The organism is Breoghania sp. (assembly GCF_030066895.1).
Classification (GTDB): domain Bacteria; phylum Pseudomonadota; class Alphaproteobacteria; order Rhizobiales; family Stappiaceae; genus Breoghania.
The window spans coordinates 54,153-74,939 of the sequence record NZ_JASJAV010000030.1 but is presented as its reverse complement, the minus strand read 5'-3'; the positions used below and the strand labels follow the sequence as shown (position 1 = coordinate 74,939).

General features: G+C 56.2%; 26 protein-coding genes and 2 pseudogenes. 19 read left to right on the top strand and 9 right to left on the bottom strand.

Features of this window, described 5'->3' with window-relative positions; genetic code table 11:
* Window positions 1–168 precede the first annotated feature (168 nt).
* The 3 genes from QNJ43_RS23275 to QNJ43_RS23265 all read right to left on the bottom strand — a co-directional run bounded on the left by QNJ43_RS23275 (window position 169) and on the right by QNJ43_RS23265 (window position 1,551).
* Window positions 169–429: a hypothetical protein gene (locus QNJ43_RS23275; RefSeq protein WP_300473635.1), complete on the bottom strand. Its 261-nt coding sequence runs from the start codon at window positions 427–429 to the stop codon at window positions 169–171.
* Window positions 430–435: 6 nt separating this feature from the next.
* Window positions 436–1,068, bottom strand: a complete 633-nt coding sequence (locus QNJ43_RS23270) for an EamA family transporter (RefSeq protein WP_300473632.1) — start codon at window positions 1,066–1,068, stop codon at window positions 436–438.
* 123 nt (window positions 1,069–1,191) lie between these two features.
* Window positions 1,192–1,551 carry a hypothetical protein gene (locus QNJ43_RS23265; protein WP_300473628.1) on the bottom strand — a complete coding sequence of 120 codons (360 nt, stop codon included), beginning with the start codon at window positions 1,549–1,551 and terminating at the stop codon, window positions 1,192–1,194.
* An 83-nt stretch (window positions 1,552–1,634) separates the two neighbouring features.
* Here QNJ43_RS23265 and QNJ43_RS23260 point away from each other — a divergent pair, with 83 nt between their 5' ends.
* The 6 genes and pseudogenes from QNJ43_RS23260 to rfbD all read left to right on the top strand — a co-directional run bounded on the left by QNJ43_RS23260 (window position 1,635) and on the right by rfbD (window position 6,396).
* Window positions 1,635–2,522, top strand: coding sequence for a cation diffusion facilitator family transporter (locus QNJ43_RS23260; protein WP_300473626.1), 888 nt, complete (start codon window positions 1,635–1,637; stop codon window positions 2,520–2,522).
* A gap of 376 nt (window positions 2,523–2,898) precedes the next feature.
* Window positions 2,899–3,396: a hypothetical protein gene (locus QNJ43_RS23255; RefSeq protein WP_300473623.1), complete on the top strand. Its 498-nt coding sequence runs from the start codon at window positions 2,899–2,901 to the stop codon at window positions 3,394–3,396.
* Window positions 3,360–3,689, top strand: coding sequence for a hypothetical protein (locus QNJ43_RS23250; RefSeq protein ID WP_300473622.1), 330 nt, complete (start codon window positions 3,360–3,362; stop codon window positions 3,687–3,689). The genes QNJ43_RS23255 and QNJ43_RS23250 overlap by 37 nt, the downstream gene beginning before the upstream one ends.
* A 198-nt stretch (window positions 3,690–3,887) precedes the next feature.
* A pseudogene (gene rfbC / locus QNJ43_RS23245) lies at window positions 3,888–4,445 on the top strand (dTDP-4-dehydrorhamnose 3,5-epimerase).
* 65 nt (window positions 4,446–4,510) lie between these two features.
* On the top strand, window positions 4,511–5,533 hold the full coding sequence (locus QNJ43_RS23240; protein ID WP_300473619.1) for an SDR family oxidoreductase: 1,023 nt from the start codon (window positions 4,511–4,513) through the stop codon (window positions 5,531–5,533).
* Window positions 5,530–6,396, top strand: coding sequence for a dTDP-4-dehydrorhamnose reductase (rfbD, locus tag QNJ43_RS23235; protein WP_300473616.1), 867 nt, complete (start codon window positions 5,530–5,532; stop codon window positions 6,394–6,396). The genes QNJ43_RS23240 and rfbD overlap by 4 nt, the downstream gene beginning before the upstream one ends.
* Before the next feature lie 477 nt (window positions 6,397–6,873).
* Here rfbD and rfbA read toward each other — a convergent pair.
* Both rfbA and QNJ43_RS23225 read right to left on the bottom strand, forming a co-directional pair.
* Window positions 6,874–7,726 (bottom strand): annotated as a pseudogene (rfbA, locus tag QNJ43_RS23230) (glucose-1-phosphate thymidylyltransferase RfbA); the annotation flags it as partial.
* A gap of 522 nt (window positions 7,727–8,248) precedes the next feature.
* A complete protein-coding gene (locus QNJ43_RS23225) occupies window positions 8,249–8,386 on the bottom strand; it encodes a hypothetical protein (protein WP_300473613.1) in 138 nt (45 codons plus the stop codon).
* A gap of 222 nt (window positions 8,387–8,608) precedes the next feature.
* Here QNJ43_RS23225 and QNJ43_RS23220 point away from each other — a divergent pair, with 222 nt between their 5' ends.
* From QNJ43_RS23220 to QNJ43_RS23195, 6 genes are all read left to right on the top strand, one after another.
* A complete protein-coding gene (locus tag QNJ43_RS23220) occupies window positions 8,609–9,724 on the top strand; it encodes a M10 family metallopeptidase C-terminal domain-containing protein (protein ID WP_300473611.1) in 1,116 nt (371 codons plus the stop codon).
* Window positions 9,725–10,283: 559 nt separating this feature from the next.
* On the top strand, window positions 10,284–10,739 hold the full coding sequence (locus QNJ43_RS23215; RefSeq protein ID WP_300473608.1) for a nucleotidyltransferase family protein: 456 nt from the start codon (window positions 10,284–10,286) through the stop codon (window positions 10,737–10,739).
* Window positions 10,709–11,599 (top strand): HAD-IIIA family hydrolase, encoded by an 891-nt coding sequence (locus QNJ43_RS23210; RefSeq protein ID WP_300473605.1) that lies wholly within the window; start codon window positions 10,709–10,711, stop codon window positions 11,597–11,599. The genes QNJ43_RS23215 and QNJ43_RS23210 overlap by 31 nt, the downstream gene beginning before the upstream one ends.
* A 116-nt stretch (window positions 11,600–11,715) precedes the next feature.
* Window positions 11,716–12,090: a hypothetical protein gene (locus QNJ43_RS23205; RefSeq protein WP_300473603.1), complete on the top strand. Its 375-nt coding sequence runs from the start codon at window positions 11,716–11,718 to the stop codon at window positions 12,088–12,090.
* Window positions 12,091–12,184: 94 nt separating this feature from the next.
* The gene (locus tag QNJ43_RS23200; protein ID WP_300473600.1) at window positions 12,185–12,466 is read left to right on the top strand and encodes a hypothetical protein; all 282 of its coding nucleotides are present in this window, start codon (window positions 12,185–12,187) and stop codon (window positions 12,464–12,466) included.
* A gap of 83 nt (window positions 12,467–12,549) precedes the next feature.
* Entirely contained in the window at window positions 12,550–13,179 is a 630-nt protein-coding gene (locus tag QNJ43_RS23195; protein WP_300473598.1) for an SIS domain-containing protein, read from the top strand.
* Window positions 13,180–13,256: 77 nt separating this feature from the next.
* On the opposite strand, the gene QNJ43_RS23190 is transcribed toward QNJ43_RS23195, so the two are convergent.
* Window positions 13,257–13,418 carry a hypothetical protein gene (locus QNJ43_RS23190; protein ID WP_300473596.1) on the bottom strand — a complete coding sequence of 54 codons (162 nt, stop codon included), beginning with the start codon at window positions 13,416–13,418 and terminating at the stop codon, window positions 13,257–13,259.
* A gap of 31 nt (window positions 13,419–13,449) precedes the next feature.
* Between QNJ43_RS23190 and QNJ43_RS23185 the strand changes: the two genes are divergently transcribed.
* From QNJ43_RS23185 to QNJ43_RS23170, 4 genes are all read left to right on the top strand, one after another.
* Complete coding sequence (locus QNJ43_RS23185) at window positions 13,450–14,040, top strand: hypothetical protein (RefSeq protein WP_300473593.1); 591 nt, start codon at window positions 13,450–13,452, stop codon at window positions 14,038–14,040.
* A 28-nt stretch (window positions 14,041–14,068) separates the two neighbouring features.
* Window positions 14,069–14,218: a hypothetical protein gene (locus QNJ43_RS23180; protein WP_300473591.1), complete on the top strand. Its 150-nt coding sequence runs from the start codon at window positions 14,069–14,071 to the stop codon at window positions 14,216–14,218.
* A 98-nt stretch (window positions 14,219–14,316) separates the two neighbouring features.
* Window positions 14,317–14,982 (top strand): hypothetical protein, encoded by a 666-nt coding sequence (locus tag QNJ43_RS23175; protein WP_300473589.1) that lies wholly within the window; start codon window positions 14,317–14,319, stop codon window positions 14,980–14,982.
* 46 nt (window positions 14,983–15,028) lie between these two features.
* Window positions 15,029–15,928 (top strand): hypothetical protein, encoded by a 900-nt coding sequence (locus tag QNJ43_RS23170; RefSeq protein WP_300473586.1) that lies wholly within the window; start codon window positions 15,029–15,031, stop codon window positions 15,926–15,928.
* A 219-nt stretch (window positions 15,929–16,147) separates the two neighbouring features.
* Here QNJ43_RS23170 and QNJ43_RS23165 read toward each other — a convergent pair whose 3' ends face one another.
* Window positions 16,148–16,459 (bottom strand): hypothetical protein, encoded by a 312-nt coding sequence (locus QNJ43_RS23165; RefSeq protein WP_300473584.1) that lies wholly within the window; start codon window positions 16,457–16,459, stop codon window positions 16,148–16,150.
* A gap of 316 nt (window positions 16,460–16,775) precedes the next feature.
* Here QNJ43_RS23165 and QNJ43_RS23160 point away from each other — a divergent pair, with 316 nt between their 5' ends.
* Window positions 16,776–17,117, top strand: a complete 342-nt coding sequence (locus QNJ43_RS23160; protein ID WP_300473581.1) for a hypothetical protein — start codon at window positions 16,776–16,778, stop codon at window positions 17,115–17,117.
* Between the two features lie 931 nt (window positions 17,118–18,048).
* On the opposite strand, the gene QNJ43_RS23155 is transcribed toward QNJ43_RS23160, so the two are convergent.
* Together QNJ43_RS23155 and QNJ43_RS23150 are read right to left on the bottom strand one after the other, a co-directional pair.
* Window positions 18,049–19,062 carry a chlorinating enzyme gene (locus QNJ43_RS23155; protein ID WP_300473579.1) on the bottom strand — a complete coding sequence of 338 codons (1,014 nt, stop codon included), beginning with the start codon at window positions 19,060–19,062 and terminating at the stop codon, window positions 18,049–18,051.
* A 50-nt stretch (window positions 19,063–19,112) separates the two neighbouring features.
* On the bottom strand, window positions 19,113–19,463 hold the full coding sequence (locus QNJ43_RS23150) for an acyl carrier protein (protein WP_300473577.1): 351 nt from the start codon (window positions 19,461–19,463) through the stop codon (window positions 19,113–19,115).
* A 182-nt stretch (window positions 19,464–19,645) separates the two neighbouring features.
* Between QNJ43_RS23150 and QNJ43_RS23145 the strand changes: the two genes are divergently transcribed.
* Together QNJ43_RS23145 and QNJ43_RS23140 are read left to right on the top strand one after the other, a co-directional pair.
* Window positions 19,646–20,314, top strand: coding sequence for an FG-GAP repeat protein (locus tag QNJ43_RS23145; protein ID WP_300473575.1), 669 nt, complete (start codon window positions 19,646–19,648; stop codon window positions 20,312–20,314).
* Complete coding sequence (locus tag QNJ43_RS23140; protein WP_300473572.1) at window positions 20,274–20,786, top strand: VCBS repeat-containing protein; 513 nt, start codon at window positions 20,274–20,276, stop codon at window positions 20,784–20,786. The genes QNJ43_RS23145 and QNJ43_RS23140 overlap by 41 nt, the downstream gene beginning before the upstream one ends.
* Window position 20,787 lies beyond the last annotated feature (1 nt).

Genomic DNA, 20,787 nt, shown 5'->3' with positions numbered 1-20,787 from the left:
ATCAGATGATGAGAAGGGGCGGGAAGGCGAGTGGCTTCAGAGGCTTAAGCCTCTTTCCCTTTCCTTTCTCACCCCACTAGCGTCATCCCGGACGCGGCGCAGTGTGCGAACGCTGCTCCGCAGATCCGGGATCTCGCCCGGCATCCCCCGATCTCCCTTACCCCCGCCTCAGCCCTTCGCCCGTTGAACCCGCCAGACATTGGCGTAATTGGTGAGAAACACCACCGCACCGCCGATAAACACAAAGGGATCAAGCAGTTCGCCATAGGCCAGCATGCCGACGACGGCGATCAACGGCAGGTGCAGGAAGTCCATCGGCGCCACCACCGAGGCATCCGCATGTCGGAAGGCGCGCACCAGCGAGAAATGCGCGATCAGCCCACTGAGCCCGACGATCACCACCCACGGTACCTTATCCCATGCGGGCACGACCGGCTAGCCGAGCAGCATCACCGCCGCCATTCTGGCCTGCATCAAGGTCATCCAGAAGACGATGCAAAGCGTCGTCTCCGTGCGCGAAAGTGACTTTGTTATCATGACGTTGGTTGCAAAGCCGATGGCCGCGGCGAGCACCGCGATCTCGCCGATACCGACGTGCGCCACCCCCCGTCGCACCACGATCAGGATGCCGATGAAGCCCGCGATCGTCGTCCCCACCTGCCAACCGGTGAACCGCTCGCCCAGAAAGACAAGCGCCAGCAGCGCCCCCCAGATCGGCGATGTGAATTCCAGCGCGAAAAGCTGCGCCAGGGTTATGATGCTGACGGCATAAAACCACAGGTTCTGCCCGGTGAAATGCGCCAGATTGCGCCAGAAATGTGTGCCGAGGCACCGGGTTCTCACCTGCTCGAACTTGCCCGTGACCGCCAGTACCGAGACCACGACGACAAGGCCGATGACCGAGCGATAGAACATGATCGAGAAGGTATCGAGATGCCCCGCAAGCTCCCGCCCGCCAATAGCCGTCGCCGAAAAGTACAGCAATGCCAACGACATCCAGTCTGCCGCAAAAATCGGACGGCCGCTCTCAGGGGCGATGGCGGGGCGAGGCGGTATCACGTCGCTCATGTCGGATCAATGTCTCTTGGGATGAGGTGAATAAGGGAAATGCAAGATTGCCGCAGCGGAAATTGGATGCCAATATGAATTATTGCAATGTCGTTTGAGGTAGGGCTCATGCGTTTTTGTCTTTCAATATTTGTCGCGTAATTGGTATTTATGACCATAATTCGGTCGGATGTCGCCGAGGAACTTACAACGACTGTCAGGGCTGGCCACAAGAACCGGGTCTACAATGGCGCGACGTACAACCGCGGTACCTGCAATCAGGGCGTGATTCCAGACTTCAAGGTACGACGGAAGCCGAAGCATGGGAACGTGAACTTCGGCAGAAGCACGGTCAAACTCGGGAAGAATGCCGGAAAATGCCAAGGTAAAGTCGTCAAGGGCGGTGCAATATACTATACGCCCGACAGAGATTTCCGCGGTGTGGATACCTTCACCGTCGGCTTTACGTACTTCAGCTACGATGTCGGATGGTGGCAGAAACATCGTGCACAGAGCTTTCGCGTGACTGTGAAATGAGGGCCTGCGCGCATTGACCTTGCCGTTCCGGCTGCTTATCGCAAGTCGCCATGAACCAGGTCTCCAAAATTGCGCTCGGCAGCATCATTGTCGGCGTCGCAGTTCTCGCCTTAAAATTCGCAGCCTACTGGCTGACGGGGTCGGTCGCGCTGTATTCGGATGCGATGGAGTCGATCGTCAACGTGGCGGCGGCGTTTGCCGCCTTCATCGCGGTCCGTTACGCCTCCAAACCGGCCGACCAGAACCATCCCTACGGCCACCACAAGGCCGAATACCTGGCCGCCGTCCTCGAAGGCGTGATGATCGTTTTGGCTGCGATCGCCATTCTCATCGAAGCTTGGCACGCCTTTCGGGTGCCGCGCGTTTTCGCGCAACCGGGAATGGGGCTTGCGATCAATGCCGCCGCCGGGGTGCTGAACCTCGTCTGGGCACGCTATCTGATCGTTTCCAGCCGCAGCCTGCGCTCGCCCGCGCTCTATGCCGACGGCAAACACCTGATGATCGACGTCGTCTCCTCTGCGGCCGTCATCGGCGGTTTCGCGCTTGCCGCATGGACCGGCTGGATGATCCTCGACCCGTTGCTGGCGGCCGCCGTCGCGCTCAACGTCCTGTGGTCCGGCTGGGGGCTGGTGCGCCAGTCCGTCGGCGGACTGATGGACGAGGCGCCCGGACCGGAAATCCGCAACCATATCCGCGAGATCATCTCCCAGCATGCCGAGGGCGCGCTGGAGGCGCATGATCTGAGGACGCGGCGCGCCGGTCAGGAAACCTTCATCGACTTCCACCTTGTCGTGCCCGGCTCCATGGCCGTGGCGGATTCTCACGAGATCTGCGATCGCATCGAGGAAGCCCTGTATGCGGAAGTGCCGGGCTCCATCATCACCATTCACGTGGAGCCGGAAGAAAAGGCCAAGCACAGCGGCATCGTGGTGGTGTGAGGCCTGTTCTGCGGCCTCGCTCAAGCCTTGCGGGTGATACAGGGACAGACTACAGATTGGCGAACGAGGGGCGGTAAGGACAACCGACCGCACCCCCAAGGAGGCTTTCTCGTGCGCAGCGTATGGCAGCATCTGGGCCGGATAGCCCGGGCGAGCCGGGCTATTCCGACGATGGATCTCTACTTCGCAAATGCCGGCCGCGAGTGGCTTCGCCCCCAACCGGGCCGCCGTGCACCGCTTAACCGCCGGATCGGCGCCAACAGCTTCCTGTGCAACGATCAGGCTGTCGTCGTGCGCCATGATACGCCGCGCGTCGTCGATGCCGTTCTCTCCGATTCCTCGCTGCGTGTCACCTATGTGATCAACGACGATCTCGATGCCGCCGAGGGACGAGACGCTGCCCGCCGACTACCGCTCCCGCCTCAAGCGGCTGCACGAGGGCCAATACCGCGCGCTGCTGGAACGGGCCGAGACCGTGGTCGTGCCGACGACCTTTCTGGAGGAGAAATTCGAAGCCACCCACCGCACCGCGCTGCTCGGCCCGATCTGGGCCGGGCCGATGGCTGACGACAACCATTTCAGCAAGCTGGATCGCGGCGGCGCCCTGCATATCGCCTATCTGGGCTCTGTCACCCACGGTGCCGATCGCGTGTTTGTCGGCGCGGTGCTGGAAAGGGTGCTCGAGAGCCATCGCAACGTGGCGGTGACGATGATCGCGCGTGGCAAGCTTGGAATGTCGATTGACGGTCACCGCGCCTGCGCTTGCGCCGGCCGTTGCCCTGGGCCCTTCACCGCGCCCGCCATGCGCGGTTGCGGTTTCATCTGGCGCTCTATCCGATGCTCGACACGCCGTTCAACCGGGGCCGCTCCATAAATAAGGTGATCGAACACGCGATGCTGGGGGCCGTCGGCCTCTACAGCGAGGAGTGGTGTTTCGCCAACGAAATTCGCGACGGCGAGACCGGACTGCTGGCGCCGAACGAGGTCGGGGCCTGGGTGGATGCGATCTTGGCTGCGATCTCCGATCCGCAGGGACTGCGCGCCATGCAGAACAAGGCCCGCGCGGCCGCCGCGATCCTGAACGACCCTCCGCCCCAGAGGCGGTTCTGGAGTGAGCGTCTGGGAAGCGAAATGCGGGTTGAGGAGCGGGAACGGGCCGAGGTCTGACCCGTCATCCACCGGTCTGGCTCTGCCGGGTCCAGTTTGCGCCGGTACGTTGTTACACCTGCCCTCGGGCGTTCTGGCGCAAATGGTCTCGGGCGGTTGAATAGAACTTGGGTGTGATTGACACTGTCAATGTGCAGGAGCTATGCCGTATGACGTTTGCGGGCGGTTTTACCGCACTTGACTGCGGATGATCGGCACATGGAAGTTGTTTCTCTGGAAATTCCTGACGTTGAAATCATCAGGCCAAAGAAGTTTGGAGATAATCGCGGTTTTTTCTCGGAAACCTACAATCGGAAGATGTTCGAAGAACACGGGATTTCCCTTGATTTCGTGTAGGACAACCATTCCCTGTCCGTAGAGACCCGCGTCCTTCGCGGTATCCATTTCCAGACGCCGCCGTTCGCGCAAGACAAGCTGGTGCGCGTGGTTTCCGGCTCGATTCTCGATGTCGCCGTCGATCTGCGCAAGGGCTCGTCCACCTTCGGCAAGCATGTCAGCGCGAAGATTTCCGCAGACGAGTGGAACCAGATCCTGCTGCCGATCAGATTCGGCCACGGGATCGTGACGCTCGAGCCGCAAACACAGCTCATCTACAAGGTCACCAACTTCTATTCGCCCGAAAACGACAGGGGCGTGCGCTGGGACGATCCGGATCTGGGGATCGACTGGCCGTTCAAGCCCGAAGAACTGACGCTTTCCGACAAAGACAAAAATCAGCCGCTGTTCAAGGATATCATCGACAGGCTTCCGTTCTGAACGGGCGCTGATGCGGCTAGGCCCGGCAGCTCAGTCCGGGCTCTCCTGACCGGGGTTTTCCAAAAATGACCAAGATTCTCGTTACCGGGGCAGGAGGCTATATCGGCACTTCTCTTGTGCCGATGTTGTTGGAGCGTGGCTACGAGGTGCGCGCCGTTGACCGGTTCGTCTTCGGCTCCGAACTTCTGAACGATCAGCCGAAGCTTGAGCGTGTTCGCGAGGATTCGCGCATGCTCACGAGTGACCATTCCGCCGATGTGGATGCGGTCATCGACCTGGTCGCCATCTCCAACGATCCCTCCGGCGAGAAGTTTCAGGACGCCACCTGGGCGATCAACCGCGACAGCCGCATTCGCACCGCGCACATGGCCAAGGAGGCCGGGGTCAAGCGCTACGTGCTGCCCTCGTCGTGCTCGCTCTACGGTTTTCAGCCGCCCGAGGTGATCGCCGACGAGACGACGAAGACCAACCCGCTGACCATCTATGCGCGGGCCAGCGAAATGGCCGAGCAGGGCACGCTGCCGCTGGTCGACGAGATCTTCTGCGTGGTGGTTCTGCACCAGTCCACTGTCTACGGTTACTCGCCGCGCATGCGCTTCGATCTGGCGATCAACGGCATGACCTACGGCGCCAGGAAGACCGGTAAGCTGCCGCTGATGCGCGATGGCAGCCAGTGGCGGCCGATGGTGCACGTGCAGGACACGGCCGCAGCGCAGATCTTCATGCTCGAGGCCGATGCCGACAAGGTCAACGGCCAGATCTTCAATGTGGGCTCGGCGGAAAACGTCTACCAGATCGGGCCGTTGGCCGAGACTGTGGCCGAAGCCGTTCCCCGCGACGTTGAAATCGAATGGTACGGCGATGCGGACAATCGCTCCTACCGGGCGGCTTTCGACAAGATCGAGGGGCTTGGCTACAAGGCGAAGTGGACCGCCGGTCGTGCTGTTTCCGAAATCTGCGAGAAACTGGAATCCGGTGAGCTTGAGCGCACCGTGAAGACGATCACGCTCGACTGGTACTCCGAGCTTGCGCATTGGCACCGGGTCATCAAGGACCTGGAACTGCGCGGCGGGATGCTCGACATATGACGCGACTTCTCACCTTCGGTTCTGCCGGTCAGTTCGGTACTGACATCGCCGCTGCGGCCAAGGGGCGGGCGGATTTCACCTTCCTGCCCTTCGGCCGCGACCGGCTGGATCTTTCCGATACCGACGCCATCCGCCTGGCGCTGGAGCGTGAGGACTTCGACGTCGTCCTCTATTGCGCCAGCGTCCACAAGACGGATGCGGTAGAGCTCGACGCCGATCCTGCCTTTCAGGTCAATGTCCGCGCAGCCGATGCGATCGCGGCGTGGTGTGCCGAGGCGGGCAAGCTTTTCGTCTACTATTCGACCGATTACGTCTTCTCCGGCATCGGCCGGAAGACGCCCTATGACGAGCTTGCGGCGAAGGATCCGGTCAACGTCTACGGCGCTTCCAAGGCAATGGGCGAGACGCTCGTTCTGCGCTATCCCACGACGACCGTTCTGCGGATGGCTTCTCTGTTCGGCACCGCCGGGGCGAGCGGCAAGGGCGGCAATTTCGTCGAAACGATGATCAGGTTCGGCCGCGAGCGCGGCAAGCTCTCCGTGGTGAACGACCAGGTCATGTCGCCGACGGCCACGGCCGACATCGTGAAAATGACGCTCGATCTCCTGGCCGCCGAGGCCCCTGCCGGGATCTATCACGTGGTGAATTCCGGCCAGGCGAGCTGGTACGAATTCGCTTGCGAGATCATCAAGCTTGCCGGGGTGGACGCGGTCGTGGAACCCACCACCAGCGCCGCATTCAAGACGGTCGCCCTGCGTCCGGCCTATTCGGTGCTCGATACGGCGAAGCTGTCGCGGATCATCGGCACGCCGGATCATTGGCGCGACGCTCTCGCCCGCTACATGGCCGCCTGCAAGGGGTGAGCGCGGACGGCATCTGCTCGCCCGGCACCGAGGCGGGCAGGGGCTGTGCGGAGGCCCTGCTTTCGAGCGAGCTTGTCGGGCCTTCTCAGTGTCCGACCCGAAAAAAAACGGTATAGGGTAGTCCGCAATGCTCTCCACTCGGCATCCCGACCTCCGAGCCGAGATCCACTCCGTGATCTGTCGGTAGGGCATGCGCTTGGATTATTCTCACGATATCAGAATCTGATCGAGATGAAGCATCACGGTATGGATTGCCGGTCGGAGCCGGCAATGACGAAAGAAGTGTAGCTGGAATAGCCCAATACCATTTACGGGTCGGACACTGAGGAGGCTTACGGGTCGGACACTGAGGAGGCGCATCAGCGCCGTCTCGAAGGATGGGCACCCCGAGAAAGACCTCGGCGCCCCCAACCGCATCTCTCCGGCCTCAGAAGGCGCCCGACGGGCTTTCCTGCTTGACGGGCTTTCCTGCTTGATGACCTTCTTCAGGTACTCGCCGTAGGAATTGCGGTACGTCGAGGCCAGCTTGAGAACCTGCTCGCCGGCCAGGTATCCGAGCCGCCAGGCGATCTCTTCCGGGCAGGCGACCTTGTAACCTTGGCGAAGCTCCACCGTCTGCACGTAGTTGGCCACCGCCAACAGGCTGTCCACCGTGCCGGTATCGAGCCAGGCCGTTCCGCGCTGAAGCTTGACCACATTGAGATCGCCGCGCTGCATGTAGGCGGCGTTGACCGAGGTGATCTCCAGTTCGCCGCGCGGCGAAGGCTTCACGTCGCGTGCGATATCGACCACGTCGGCATCGTAGAAATAGAGCCCGGTGACGGCGAGGTTCGACTTCGGTTTCGCTGGTTTTTCCTCAAGCGAAGCGGCCTTGCCGTTTTCGTCCATTTCCACCACGCCGAAGTCGCGTGGGTTCATCACCGGATAGGCGAAGACGCTGGCGCCCTTTTCCAGACGGGCGGCCTGCTGCAGGACCTGGGTGAAGCCGGCGGCGTGGAAGATGTTGTCGCCAAGCGCCAGGGCAGACGGTTGCCCGCCGATGAAGCGCTCGCCGATCAGGAAGGCCTGCGCCAGCCCGTCGGGCTTGGGCTGCTCAGCATAGTCGATGGATAGCCCCCCAGCACGGGCCGTCCCCCAGAAATTCGCGATACATCGGCAGCGAGCGCGGCGAGGAGATGATCAGGATTTCCCGGATCCCCGCCAGCATGAGCGTCGACAGCGGATAGTAGATTATCGGCTTGTCGTAGACCGGCAGAAGCTGCTTGGAGATGATCTGGGTGACAGGATGCAATCGGATTCCGAGCCCACCCGCAAGAATGATGCCCTTCATGAAATCATGTTTCGGCAAAACGCCGATTCCCCTGGTGATCGACTGGAATCAGTCAGTATGATAAGCCGGATAACATGGCGGGTTTTCGTCCCTCGTACCCGCCCGCGTCACGTTTCCTCCCCCCGCGGGGAAACTCTCTTGTTCTCACATGTTTTCGCACCAACCATTACCGCATGTCGGATCAAACGCCCAGCATGAAGGCGGGGGCGTGATGACCGGAGAAAAATTATGGAACGGAGTGTTCATTGATCTGAACATTTTGAACTTAGAATTTTGTCATATTTATTATTTCCAGTAATCCAACATGCGGCAGAAAAAGTTGGATGGATATATATGAAAATGACAGCCACATAGAAAATATGTAATGCTTACCGTTAATGCAGATCGAGAAATTTATATTTCGATAGGGACGGTGGGGCCTTCTGGTTTGAAGGCCAACAGAAATCTACAAGGGCATATGACTGTCGATCTTTCTTTTACCGATCTTTGCGCCTGTCCGGCATGTGCCGGTTCCGGTCAGTTTCAGGCCGACGCGGTTAGCGCGGATGCGGCGACGAAGGAGGTCTGGGATCTCGCCACGATCTCCGACAATCTGACGCGCTCGAATGCGGAGTGGAGCGGAACGACGATCACGTTCGGTTTCACCACTTCCTTGCCCACCTACGAGCCGTATTTCACGACCGATGAAGCGCCGGCTATTCGAGCTTTTCGGAGGCCCAGAAGGCGGCGGCGCGCGACGCGATCCAGGCCTGGAACGATGTCGTCGCGGTAAATTTCGTTGAGACGACCGGTGCCGGCGCTCAGATCACGTTTTCCAACACCACATCGGGGCCGGGCGTTGCCTGGGCCTACTACCCGTCCTCCGGCACTTGGGGCGGCGGTGTGTGGGTCAATCCCAACTATTGGGCCAACAGCTATCTCGACTACGGCGATTACGGCTATCTAACGCTGATCCACGAGATCGGTCTTTCTCATCCGGGCGCCTATAACGGCGGCTCGCCGACTTATGAGGATATGTCCGAATACGCGCAGGACACGCGCCAATACACGGTGATGTCCTATTTCCAAATCTACAATACCGGTGCGGATCACTCTCAGCCCGGTTCGAGCACCTACTACGGGGCAACCCCTCTGCTGCATGACATCGCGGCTATTCAGGACATCTACGGTGCGAACATGTCGACGCGCACTGGAGACACCACCTACGGTTACAATTCCAATGCCGAGCGTGATGCTTTTGATTTCACGATGAATACGGCACCGGTCATAGCGATCTGGGATGCCGGCGGTACCTATACTATCGACTTGTCGGGCACGAGCTACGATCAGGTCGTCAATCTGACCGTAGGCAGCTTTTCCGACGTTCTCGGCATGACGGACAATCTGGCGATCGCCTTCGACGTCACTATCGAGAATGCCGTCGGCGGCGCAGGGCAGGACGACATCACTGGTAACGATGCCGACAACTGGCTCTATGGCAACGGCGCGGCTGACGCTCTGAGTGGTGGTATCGGGAACGACGTTCTGGATGGAGGAACCGGCGCCGATCAACTGGACGGCGGAGCAGGAACCGACTGGGTCGTCTATACGGGATCGTCTTCTGCGATTGACGTGAACTTGGAGGACGGGCTTTCGGAGAGCGGCGGCGATGCGGAGGGGGATGTCCTCGTCTGCGTCGAGAATGTTCGTGGGTCGTCTTACGATGACCGGATTGAAGGGGATGGAATAAATAATAACTTACGTAGAGGGCTCGGCGACGACGAGCTTATTGGAAATAGTGGTAATGATATTTTGCAGTGGGAAGAAGGTAACGATACCCTGGAAGGGGGCGATGGGTACGATGTTCTCTTTGTCGGTGCTGATGCGGATGTTTTCATTTTCAACACAGGTTTCGATACTGCCGTCATCAGCGATTTCGAAGATGATCTTGACCAGATCCATTTTTCTTCATCCTTCGGCTTTGGCTCCGTTGAAGATCTTATCGCCACTTACGGGTAGGAGGATAGTGGGGCCTATGTTTTCGATTTCGGAGCAGCTGGACATTTGACCATTGCCAACGCGACGCTAAGCCAAGTAGAAGATGATATTTTCCTGATCGCCTGACTATTCTGTGCGCATGTGTGAGAAATACGTATCTGTGCCCCCAGGTTCTAGTGATACGTTTCGCATTTGCGATATAGCTTAACAAGCCGCAAATATTTCCACGATCCCAATGCGCATGGCGGTTCGTAACTATATATAATTTATTATGTTTCTGAATTTACCTGGGGCTTTCTAGTGTATTCGCACGCTCTTCGATTAAACCGGTGTATGCCAACCATACCGGGGTTTACGTCATATAGGGGCTGAGATATTGAACCCTGCACAAACTGACGGCTGAATTTGCACCAAAAATGTCCGCTTCAATTTTACCTATTTGGTCAAAATTTTCGGGTTTCTTTGGGTTTCCGAGTTCTCCGAAAGTTGGACAGTTAGGTTAACTTGATGCAAGGGCGAGAAGCCTCGTGAATTGCGTCTGTAACATACCTGCGCGAAACGTCACGGATGAGCATAGTTGGTGGATCAGGCAATCATTCTTGCAGGCGGCAAAGGCACAAGACTGGCGCCGTTGATGCTTGATCGACCCAAGTCGCTTGTTGAGATCGCAGGCAAGTCGGTGACCGCGCATCAGCTGGATCTGTTGGCTCGCTACGGTATCCGCACCGTCCACATCCTGACCGGCCACCTTGGTCATATGTTTCCTGAGGTTCTGGGCGATGGTGGTCATTTCGGTCTTGAGATTCACTACCACCGCGAGGATGGGCCTCTCGGTACAGCCGGGGCGGTGAAGTCCATCGCCGGCAGTCTCTCTGAAGATTTCCTCGTTTTCTACGGCGATGTGGTTCTGGATATGCAACTCGATCATTTTTTTGCCGAACATCGGCAAAGCGGAGCGATCGGGACGCTGCCGTCCATCCCAACGATCATCCCTTCGACAGCGATTTGGTTGCTTTTGACGAAACGGACCGGATAACGGCATTTCATTCAAAGAACCGTCCTGCCGACAACAAGCACGAGAATTTCGTCAATACGGCCGCCTATTGCCTCAATCGGGGTATCCTTGAGCATATTTCGGATGAACCCGAAGATTTCGGATTGACAGTTTTTCCTCGTGTCGTCGCGGCCGGGGGGCATCTGCACGCATATCGTACGGCCGAATTCATCAAGGATGTCGGGACCCTGAAGTGGCTGAGGGAAATCGAGGCGAAGATACTGAGTGGCGAGGTGTCTTCTCGGAATCGTGAAAATGCCCAACTTGTCGTATTTCTGGACCGCGACGGGGTCTTGATTAAGGAGGCGGGAGATGCTTGTACCGCCGAAGCCCTGACCTTGCTGCCAGGAACGGGAGAGGCGGTGAAGCGCCTTCAGGAAGCTGGGTATTTGGTGATTTTGGTAACGAATCAGCCTGGGATTGCCAAAGGGTTCATTGATTGGAGTGACGTACACGCTGTGCATGCCGAAATAGACGACCAATTGGCGCATTCGGGGGCGTTTCTAACTGACAAATATGTGTGTCCGCACCATCTCGAGACCGGATTTCCCGGTGAGCGAACGGAACTGAAGATCGATTGCGATTGTCGCAAACCTAAGCCGGGGCTGCTGCTGCGTGCAGGTGATCACTACAACATCGATTTCGGCCGTTCCTTTATGGTGGGGGATCGGACGGTCGACGCGGCCGCTGCGATTGCCGCTGGCTGTAGGCCGCTCATGGTCGCCACCGGATTGGCCGATCAGGACGGGAAGTACGATGTCGGTGAAGTCGCGATGTTCGCCGACTTGTCGGCGGCTGCGCGGTACATCTGTGCTTTGGGTGCGAAAGGGAACGCGTCATGATCATTACACGTGCGCCGTTCCGCATCAGCCTGATGGGTGGAGGCAGTGATCTGCCGGCCTACTACGAACGATTTTCGTGAAAGACCCTGTCTTTCACGATCAACAAGTTCGTCTATGTGGCCACCAACCGGAGCTTCCACAAGCGTTATCGCTTCGTCTACAGCCGTGTGGAGGAAGTTGCGTCCCTCGCCGAGGTCGAACATCCCCTCATCCGGGAAATCGCACGCGACTATCCCGTACCCTTCATCGATTTCGCGTCCTTTGCGGATGTGCCTGCGGGGATGGGACTTGGAACTTCCTCTGCATTCACCGCCGCGACCTCGCTCAATCTGGCCGCCTACACAGATAAGTCCATCGACCTCAGGATCTGGCTGACTACAGCTGCAAGATCGAGATTGACCGCCTTGGCGAGCCTATCGGCAAGCAGGATCAGTATGCGGTCTGCCTCGGCGGATACAACACTCTTCACTTCAATTGCGATGGGACTGTAACGCAGGATCGGCACTCTGGTGTAGGGTAGGGCGTTTTCTGGAAAACCATCTGTCGCTGGTTTTTACCGGGATAACGCGGCGTGCCAATTCCACATTGGAAGAGCAGAACAAGAATATCCGCTCTGATCAGGCCGTGGTCGAACGGCAGCACGAAATCGTTGCGATGGTGGATGCCATGCAGGAGGCAGTGCTGATGCGCGATCCGAAGGAGTGTGGTCGACTGTTGCACCACAACTGGGAATTGAAGCAGCAGTTGTCGAGTAAGATCGGGGAGGATTCCATCGATGCACTTTACCAGAAGCTTCTGTCGATGGGTGCTTATGGAGGCAAGGTGCTGGGGGCGGGAAATGGAGGTCATCACAGTGTTTCACGATGAGAATTTCAAGAATCAGTTGAAGGAGGTAGGGTTGCCCACTCTCGAATACAGATTCTGGCCCGACGGAGCGGAGATCGTAGAGAATGACGCCGTGTTGCTTCCCAGATAGAAGGTACTCGTCTGCTGGCGAGTATGCGACCGACTATGGGGAGCAAATTTCTCAGGCTATCTCCAAGGTGGATCGCAACCAGATCGATCGTGCTGCGCATTATCTAGAGAAGGCAATCGAGGCCGATCGCGAACTTTTCGTTTGTGGTAATGGCGGCTTTTCGGCGATCGCCAACCATGTAACCTGCGACTATGTGAAGTTACTCGGGCTTGCCACGGGTAAGCGCGTTCGACTGACCTCATTGAATGCTTCCGGCGAACTCAATTTCGCGATCGCTAACGATATTTCGTTTGAGGACGTGTTCTCTTTTCATGTCGCCCAGCGCGCCGAACTCGGCGATGTCTTATGGGCGATTTCGTCTTCCGGAAATTCTCCCAATATTATCAAGGCGCTGGACACAGCTAATGCGAAGGGCCTGGAGATAATCGCCTTCACGGGCTTTTCCGGAGGTAAGGCAAGAGACCTCGCGACCCACGCACTTTATGTGCCTGAGGATAATTACGGCGTCGTTGAAGATGTGCACCAGATGCTCGCCCACATCATCTGTCAGTATCTCAGATATCTGCACGTCGAAGAACGCACATTGGGTTCGGTCGTATTTTAATGAACACTCAGGCTATCATTCTCGGCTTCCATCGAAGCGGCACTTTGTTGTTTACCGATTATCTGAACCAATGCGGTTTACATATCGGTGACGATTTGTTTGGGGCAAATGCCACCAACCACCGCGGTCATTTTGAAGATCGGGCTATGTTTCGTCTCCACGAAGCGATGTTGCGGCGTGTAGGCGAGAACTGGCTTGCGAAAGCGCCCTTCCATCCTGTCTATCGGCGTGATGATCACAAGGAAGCTCTTCGCTTGCTTGCAAATCGTGATGTCGTTCGAGACCTTTGGGGTTTCAAAGATCCTCGCACGTGCCTTTTGGGGACCTATGGGACACGCACGCGTCGAATCCTTATTATATGTCGTGCCGCTCAGGCATTTCGAGTACTGTATTGGCAGTGTGCAGCGACGTGCCGCTCGAGATGCGAGAATGAGAGAAGAGGGGCGGCAGCGACAACTCGAAATAGCGAACTCCCCGGACCTCATCGCGGAATCGTGGTTGCTTCATATGGCGCGCGTCATCGAGTGCATTTCGAAAATTTCGGATCGCTCAATCGTAATAAATATTCACGGACTTCGGTCGAAGAGCCGGCCAATCCGGCAGATCAATGAGCGCTTCGGGTTGGAGTTCACCGATAACCCGTTTGGGATCGTGTTTGATGAAGCTTACTTCAAGAGCTCTATGCCCAATCCGCCGAGGATCAGTCCCGATCTGCGCGCGCAATGCGAAGATCTTTGGAGTGAGTTGATGAACTACACGGTTTCGGATGATGATGCCAAGGAGCGTCACGAATTCGTTTTGAAGACCGACAATCCTGCTTACGAACGGCTGAAGCTCGAGAGGGTTCGGACGTATTGGTAATCCGGATACTCAAAGCGGCAACGGCAAGGTGGCGCCGGCTTCTGCTGTTTTTGCGCCGAACGACAAAGAAATAGCCGACATGTTCGGTGACAAGATGCGTGCCGGCCATTACGGTCGGTTGCTTAAGGTTTTCTTTCCGATTTTGTCCTACTGCTTTGAAAAAGTGAAAAATCTATGAGAGCAGTTGGTTTTCACATATCAGAAGAGAGACAGGCAGTTTTTTCTGCGTTTGAATCTACTGCTGACCCCTATGGTTTTCTTCGATCCGAAGCGTCGTTGGGCCCGGGAAGCGAAGGCGAAGAAATCGCGGTTTTCAATCCGGCTACCGTTCCGCTTCAATGGCTTGAGAAGAACGCTACATCGCGTAAGGCCGTCATTCTAGATATGCGTTTGGACGTGGAAGCATTCTGCTATGCGCAACAGCAGCAGAATTATTGTCTTGGGATCAATGACATCGTCTTCTTCAACCGGGAAATGCCCCTGTCCTCCAATGAGAAAGCGGCAATTCGTGTGGTATTGAACGAAAGCTATGAAGAACTCGACGACCTTTTAGGCGAACGTGGTTCTCTCGCTCGTTGGAGTGAGGAGTTCCCTAGGCTTTATGATATATCGGAACAGGTAAAAATGCCGTTCCATATTCTGCGCTATAGGTCAAAGATCGCGCCTAACCTCTTTAAGATGATCACAGTAGGTAACTTTCTCTTCGAAGATGACCTCGATATTCAAACGACGGCGCTTGTGGTTGACTGCTCCACTGATCAGAAAGGGATCAACGAGTGCTGTGACTTTGAGGACGTCTTCTTCCTGAACAGCGATGAGTCTCCAATTGAGTTGATGGGCCTTATCCGCAACGCCACAGGACGAAATCCGATGATTACAGACGCGGTGACCTTCTCCGTTGATTACGTGTCTCAAACGCTGGTGCGGCTACAATTGGCATGAAGTACTTCATCGTATGCAACGATCCTCCCCTGGGGACATTGCCAATGTGCCGGCAATGCGTGCCCGTCAACTCTATGTGCAGCTTAAATCCGCGGGGTATGATCCCGAGTATTTGATGCTCAAAGAGCGGTATGTTTTGACCTGCGAGGTGAGCGGGCTGGGACTTGCTCGAAAGCATTCTGCATTGAAGCTCCTCCCTACGGGTATCTTCTCGAAATTTGCTAATCGAATTGAGCCCGCAGCTTTCATCTTTACGCAGGCTAATTCCCCCCAGGAGTTCAAGGTCGCGAGCAAGAGACACCGGGTCATCCTCGATTGCATCGCGCGCAAAGATCTGGAATTCGCTGCTATGCAGCGCGCTGATCTACACAAAATATATGTGGCGACAGAGAAGGTATATATGGACCATGCCGATGTGATCTTGTATACTTCTCCGAAATTGTGGGACCATATAAAGTCAAATTATGATCACGATACTGCTTATAATCCATTTTCTTTCTGGCCCGAGCGGAGATCTAAGCGCGAAAAGATGACGTTGGCATTCGGGGGGGTCCATTCCTGGATCGACTACAGTGAAAGTTTTTATGCAATCGGAGAATATTTCGAAGCCAATCCTGACAAGCGCGGATTTTTCTTTCTGGGAGAAGTAAACGGCGTGACTGACCGCCATGCAAAAGGCGTCAGCCGTCTCATGGGCTTGCCCAATGTGTCAGTCTTGAATTCTCTGCCATTCGAACAATTGGTGGACGTAATTAGTCGATCCCATTTATTTGTTGGTTTAAGTCGGCTGAATGAGGAGAGGAGTTTCGCGACGTCGGTGCGAACGGTCCATTCGATTTCTATGGGAACGCCCGTATTCCACAACCGTGGTACCGGGTTCGACGGCGTTTTCCCTAATTTTCCTGGCGAATTAGGTGCGCCGGCAGATCTGGCCAACCTATCTTGATAAGGTCCTGGAGCGTGCCGTTGCAGGTGAGTATGAAACGCCGCTTTCGGAGGTCGCGAATGCCATGAAAGAACTTCTTACAAGGAAAAGGAGCTGGCGCGGTGAGTAACAAGCGGCGCTTTCTCTCTCTGGTCCTCAATTACCGTTCCGTCGGTGGGGCCGCCAAGATGCTTGATTATGCGCTGCATGCAGCCTTTGAGGTCTGGTTCACGACAGTGACTAACGATCAAAAAGGCGGGAGTTTGCTAGAGAAGCTTTATTACCGGCGATCACATAAAAGACGTGAATTTTTGCCTCCTCAAGGAAGCTGAGTTCCGTGATGGTGATATCGTACTGTTTTCGTTGCCTTCCAATTTCAAGAATATCGTCACGCGTGCAGAGAATTTGGGATTTCCGGATATCCAAGTTGCACATATTATTCAGAACGTACGCCATACTAACGTCTTCTTTGAAAAAGGTTTTGCCCGCAATCTCTTGATGAAGAACCTGCCCCGTATCTGCATTACAGATCAGATGTATGATGCGATTCACGGTTTGGATCCCTGATCCTGAGCGCTTTTTCCTGAATTTTCATAGCTTCGATTTCGAGTTTTTCGAATGTAAGAACGTTGTTGCAAAATATAATCTGAGGATCTCCTATAATCTGTTCAAATCGGATTTCGGTAACCAGGTTAAGAATGCGTGTGTAGAGCGTAAATTTCCTGTCGAATTTGAAGTAATCCCGATATGTCGGAGATTGAGGCGCTAGCCGGAGGGGACATCTTGTTATGTCCCCCTGACAGTCCTGCGAGAGTTCGGAATTGAAGAATCTGACGGTCCTGCGAGGGTAGGAATTGATAGTCAAGCTTTGCTTGACTTGAATAAGAAAGCTCTGGCCAAGAGGGATGAATATCGTGAAGGCGTAAAAAGTGGCGCCGAAGAGGTTGATGATTATCATGATTATAATCAGAAATTTTCCTTTTTCGGATTCGTAGATTGTGTTGTTGGCAACGTCAAATACGTTATGTTTAGCGCTAATGGCGATATTGTTGCATGGGATTATTTCTGGACCGGAGCATACGAAGATCCGATTGCAAAAGAATGGCTTCGGATGTGTACGGGGGTCGATGTGGCCCTCGATTTTGGTGCCTATACTGGCTGTTATGTAATGATGGTTTGTATGGTTAATAGATATTGTAATGTATATTAATTTGAATCGATCCCGCGCACAGCGGAGCGAATTGCAATTAATCTTAAGGCTAATCGGATTAAGCGGTGGGTAGAGATTCTAAACTATGCCGTCTCCGATGTGGAAGAAAAAGTCGTCATGAATATGCCCAGGCTCATCGATTTTCTTGGGACAGGCAACTCGATTATAAAAAAGCCAAATGTTAATGTGGTTGCTCAGTGCGAAGTGCAAACACGAAGAATTGAGGATTGTCTTTAGCAACGGTTGCTGCGATGTTCGAGGTATGTATGTAACGAAGCCGGATGCGTGGCTAATGTCCTCTGGAAAGATCTGGCGTGAGTTTCTGGGGGTAGCGAACTTCCGGGTGGAATGTCACCAAGATACAAGCGCTTACCTAAGAGGCGATCGATAAGTAGGGCTATGACGGTGCTTCCGCCAAAGCCCATTGCATGGTCGAACATGCTGATCGTTCTTGGGCTGCAAGTTCTGTCTGTATGATCTCATCTCGCATAAACCCGCTGTACTGCTTGCCATATTCGAACAGGGTGCGGTTCGGGAGTGCTTCGGCCAGGGCCATGTAACCGCGCCCTTCCTCGATGTACCGGTGCCAGCGGCGCCAATGCCAGCCGGACGTGGGCGTCAGTGCCGGGGTGCGCGCTTGTGCGCGGCCCCCCCCTTGCACGATTTTCTTTCGGAACTGTGCGGTTGATCTGACGGGGAAATGGTAGATGACTGTATCCGAGGTGCGCTTGGTCGTCCGGCCTCTAAAGCGCGCATCGTGATTTCCCTGCGAGATCGAAACGAGCCCTTCCGTGCGCACGATTACCTTGGGCGGGAGATCGAGGTGCCGCCGCCCGCATTAGGGAAAGCAGAAGAGGCGGAAGCGGGCGTCATTGCGAGCGCGCAGGTCCTCGGGGTACTCGAGCCAAGGACTGTTCATGTCGATCTCTGCCTAACTGGGCGATCGAGTCAGGCCGGAGCCTTCCCTGCAAATGGTCGGGGGTGCAGCAGGAAAGGCTCCGGCAGCCCGATGCCGATCGGTGGTCGGGTCCGCGAACGGGGGCGATCGGGGACCCGATGATCGACGCGGGCCTATTCGGCCAGCGCGGCCTCGCGCATCGGCATCCGGACGCGGTTGTGGCCGTAGCGATCCTCGCCGGCGACGAGAGAACCGTGGAGTAGCGATCGAGCGGCAGGACCTCACCGAAGTGGTGGAAGGAATCCTGGCCGTCATAACCTTCACATGGGTGGGAATGAACCGGGTAGCCCAGGCGAAGCGGGTGTCGTCCTTGGTGGAATTCGAGTTCGACCTATGCATGCAGCGGGAGGTGAAGATGAAGAACTGACCCGGCTCGATCTCCATGTCGCGGTCGAGCTTCAGGTCGTCGTAGTCGTAGCCGTAGAAGCCCGACTTCTCGCCGCGCGTGTTGAGCTTGTTGATGTTGTCGGGATCGAACTTCACGTTGCGCTTTTTGTCGAAATACCAGGTCCGGTGAGAGCCCGGCATCAGCTTCAGGCAGCCGTTGGCCTTGTTCGTCTTCGTCATGGCGATCCAGGCCGTTAGCTCCCAGGGCTGACCTTCCACCACAGCCGTCGGCTCCAGCTTCTCCGTTCCCTCGAACTCCACGAAGCTTTCCGCCTGATGCCAGTCGGTGCCCTCGTCGCCAGGGTATTTCGGGAACCACTCAGTGCGCCAGCTCAGGACATCCGGGCCGAAGATCAAGGAGATCTTGTCTACGAGCCGTGGGTGGCTAATGATTCGGTTGAGCTGGGGCAGGTCGAGATGCCGGTCGTAGTTGAGCTTGCTGTCGGGGAACAGCGCGGAGCTGGTGTCCAGAAGGTCCATGCGGATCTCGTTCCAGATCTCCGTCATCTCGTCGGGTTCAAACCGCGTGAAGGGATCGGAAAAACCGTTTTCGTAGAATAACTTCTTCTCTTCCTCGGTCAGATAAAAGTGCTTTTGCATCGGGAAAAATCTCCCTTGAAAAATGCTTTTGGCGTGCTCGATGTGCGGGCTCAGCCCGCGGTCTCGGCAAGCTCGCTTGTATGAAGCTGGGTATCGATAGCCGCGGAAATTGCCGCCACCGAGGAGCTTTGCCTGTCGAAAAAGATGCGCGGCGAGGGGGCCACGCCGGTCTTCTCGCGCAGCTGCTTCAGGACCTCGATCAGGTTCAACGAGTTCCCGCCGATATCCAGGAACCGCGAATCCGCACTTAGATTCTTGGCTCCGACCACGTCTTCCAAGACACGGATCACAGTTGCTTCAGTACTAATGGCACCGTCCTCCAGTTTTGTTTTGAAGTTGGATTTGAATAATCGGTTCGCACACAAATCTCCTTGCCTCCAAGAAATGTTGGAGGAGAACATATATATATAGATATTTGAGTGTTCATCTATTATCGAAAATAAATCAGTCACATAAATCCAGTATCCGAATTCCGAAAAATCCGACTATAATAAATCACTGGTTTTTCGAATTTCGTGGCTAAAGTTATTTCTACAAAGCGGTCGGTCTGGTCGGCGCGGCGCTGATCGGCACCTTCCTGCCCGTGCTGATCGGGCTCGATGTGGTGGCCTCCGGGGCGCTCATGCAGGCGGGGCTGGCGCCGGGCTACGTGATGGCGCTGCTGTTCACGCTCGGCATCTTCTCCATCTATTCGTTCTTCATCGTGGCGACCGCGATCTCATGGCGCTCCGCCTTCATGCTGGGCGGCACGATCTTCGTCGTCGGCGTTCTCGCTGGTTTCGGCGTATCGCAGTATCACTCCTGGCAGACGGAGTGCGCCCTGCGCATGCTGACCGGCTGGGAGTTTTCTTCGATCGGCTCCGCCCATGCGCAGGAGATGCCCGCGGCCAAGCCTTTCAGGACGATACGGGCCGAGGGCGCGGTCATCTCGCTCACCAGATCCGAGTTCGCCCCCCGATCACCCGTCGGCGAGAAGTCATTTACCCGCAAGGAGGCCTGGCATCTCGGCATCGACAAGCCGACCGAGTTCTCGCTTGCCGACATGTGGCCGCTCTTCTGGGAAGGACGCAGCATTGCTGCCGGTGATTATGACCGCGACGGCGACACGGATCTCGTCTTCGACTCCACCGAAAAGGTGGCTCTACTTCTATCAGAGCGACGGCAAGGGCGGGTTTCGACCGCAAGACTTCGAGATCGGCAAGGTTGCCGAGATGTTGGTCTTCAACGCCGTGCTGGTCGATATCGACAATGACGGCTGGCTCGATCTGTTCCTCACCACCTATCAGCAAGGCAACTATGTCCTGAAGAACGAGGGCGGCCGCTTCGATGTTTCCAACCTGAGCGAGATGCGAAACCGCGACGATGCCATCCTGACGCTTGCCGCCGACTTCGGCGATATCGACCGTGACGGCGACCTCGATCTGGCGTTGGGCAACTGGGCGGCGGGCTGGTATAGCACCGCGTCGGGCGAGGAGGCGCGCAACCGCGTCGTCTTCAACGAGAACGGGATTTTGAGCGGCGCGACCTATCGCGATCTGCCGGGGCTCCCCAGAGAGACACTGTCGATCCTGTTTTCCGATATCGATGTCGACGGCAATGCCGATCTGCTTGTCGGCAACGACTTCGAGATGCCCGACATGTTCTATCTGGGCGACGGCAAGGGCGGTCTTCATCAACCATTCCAGCCCGGCGCCGTTCTTCGAGGGGACGGCGGAGGTCTATGAC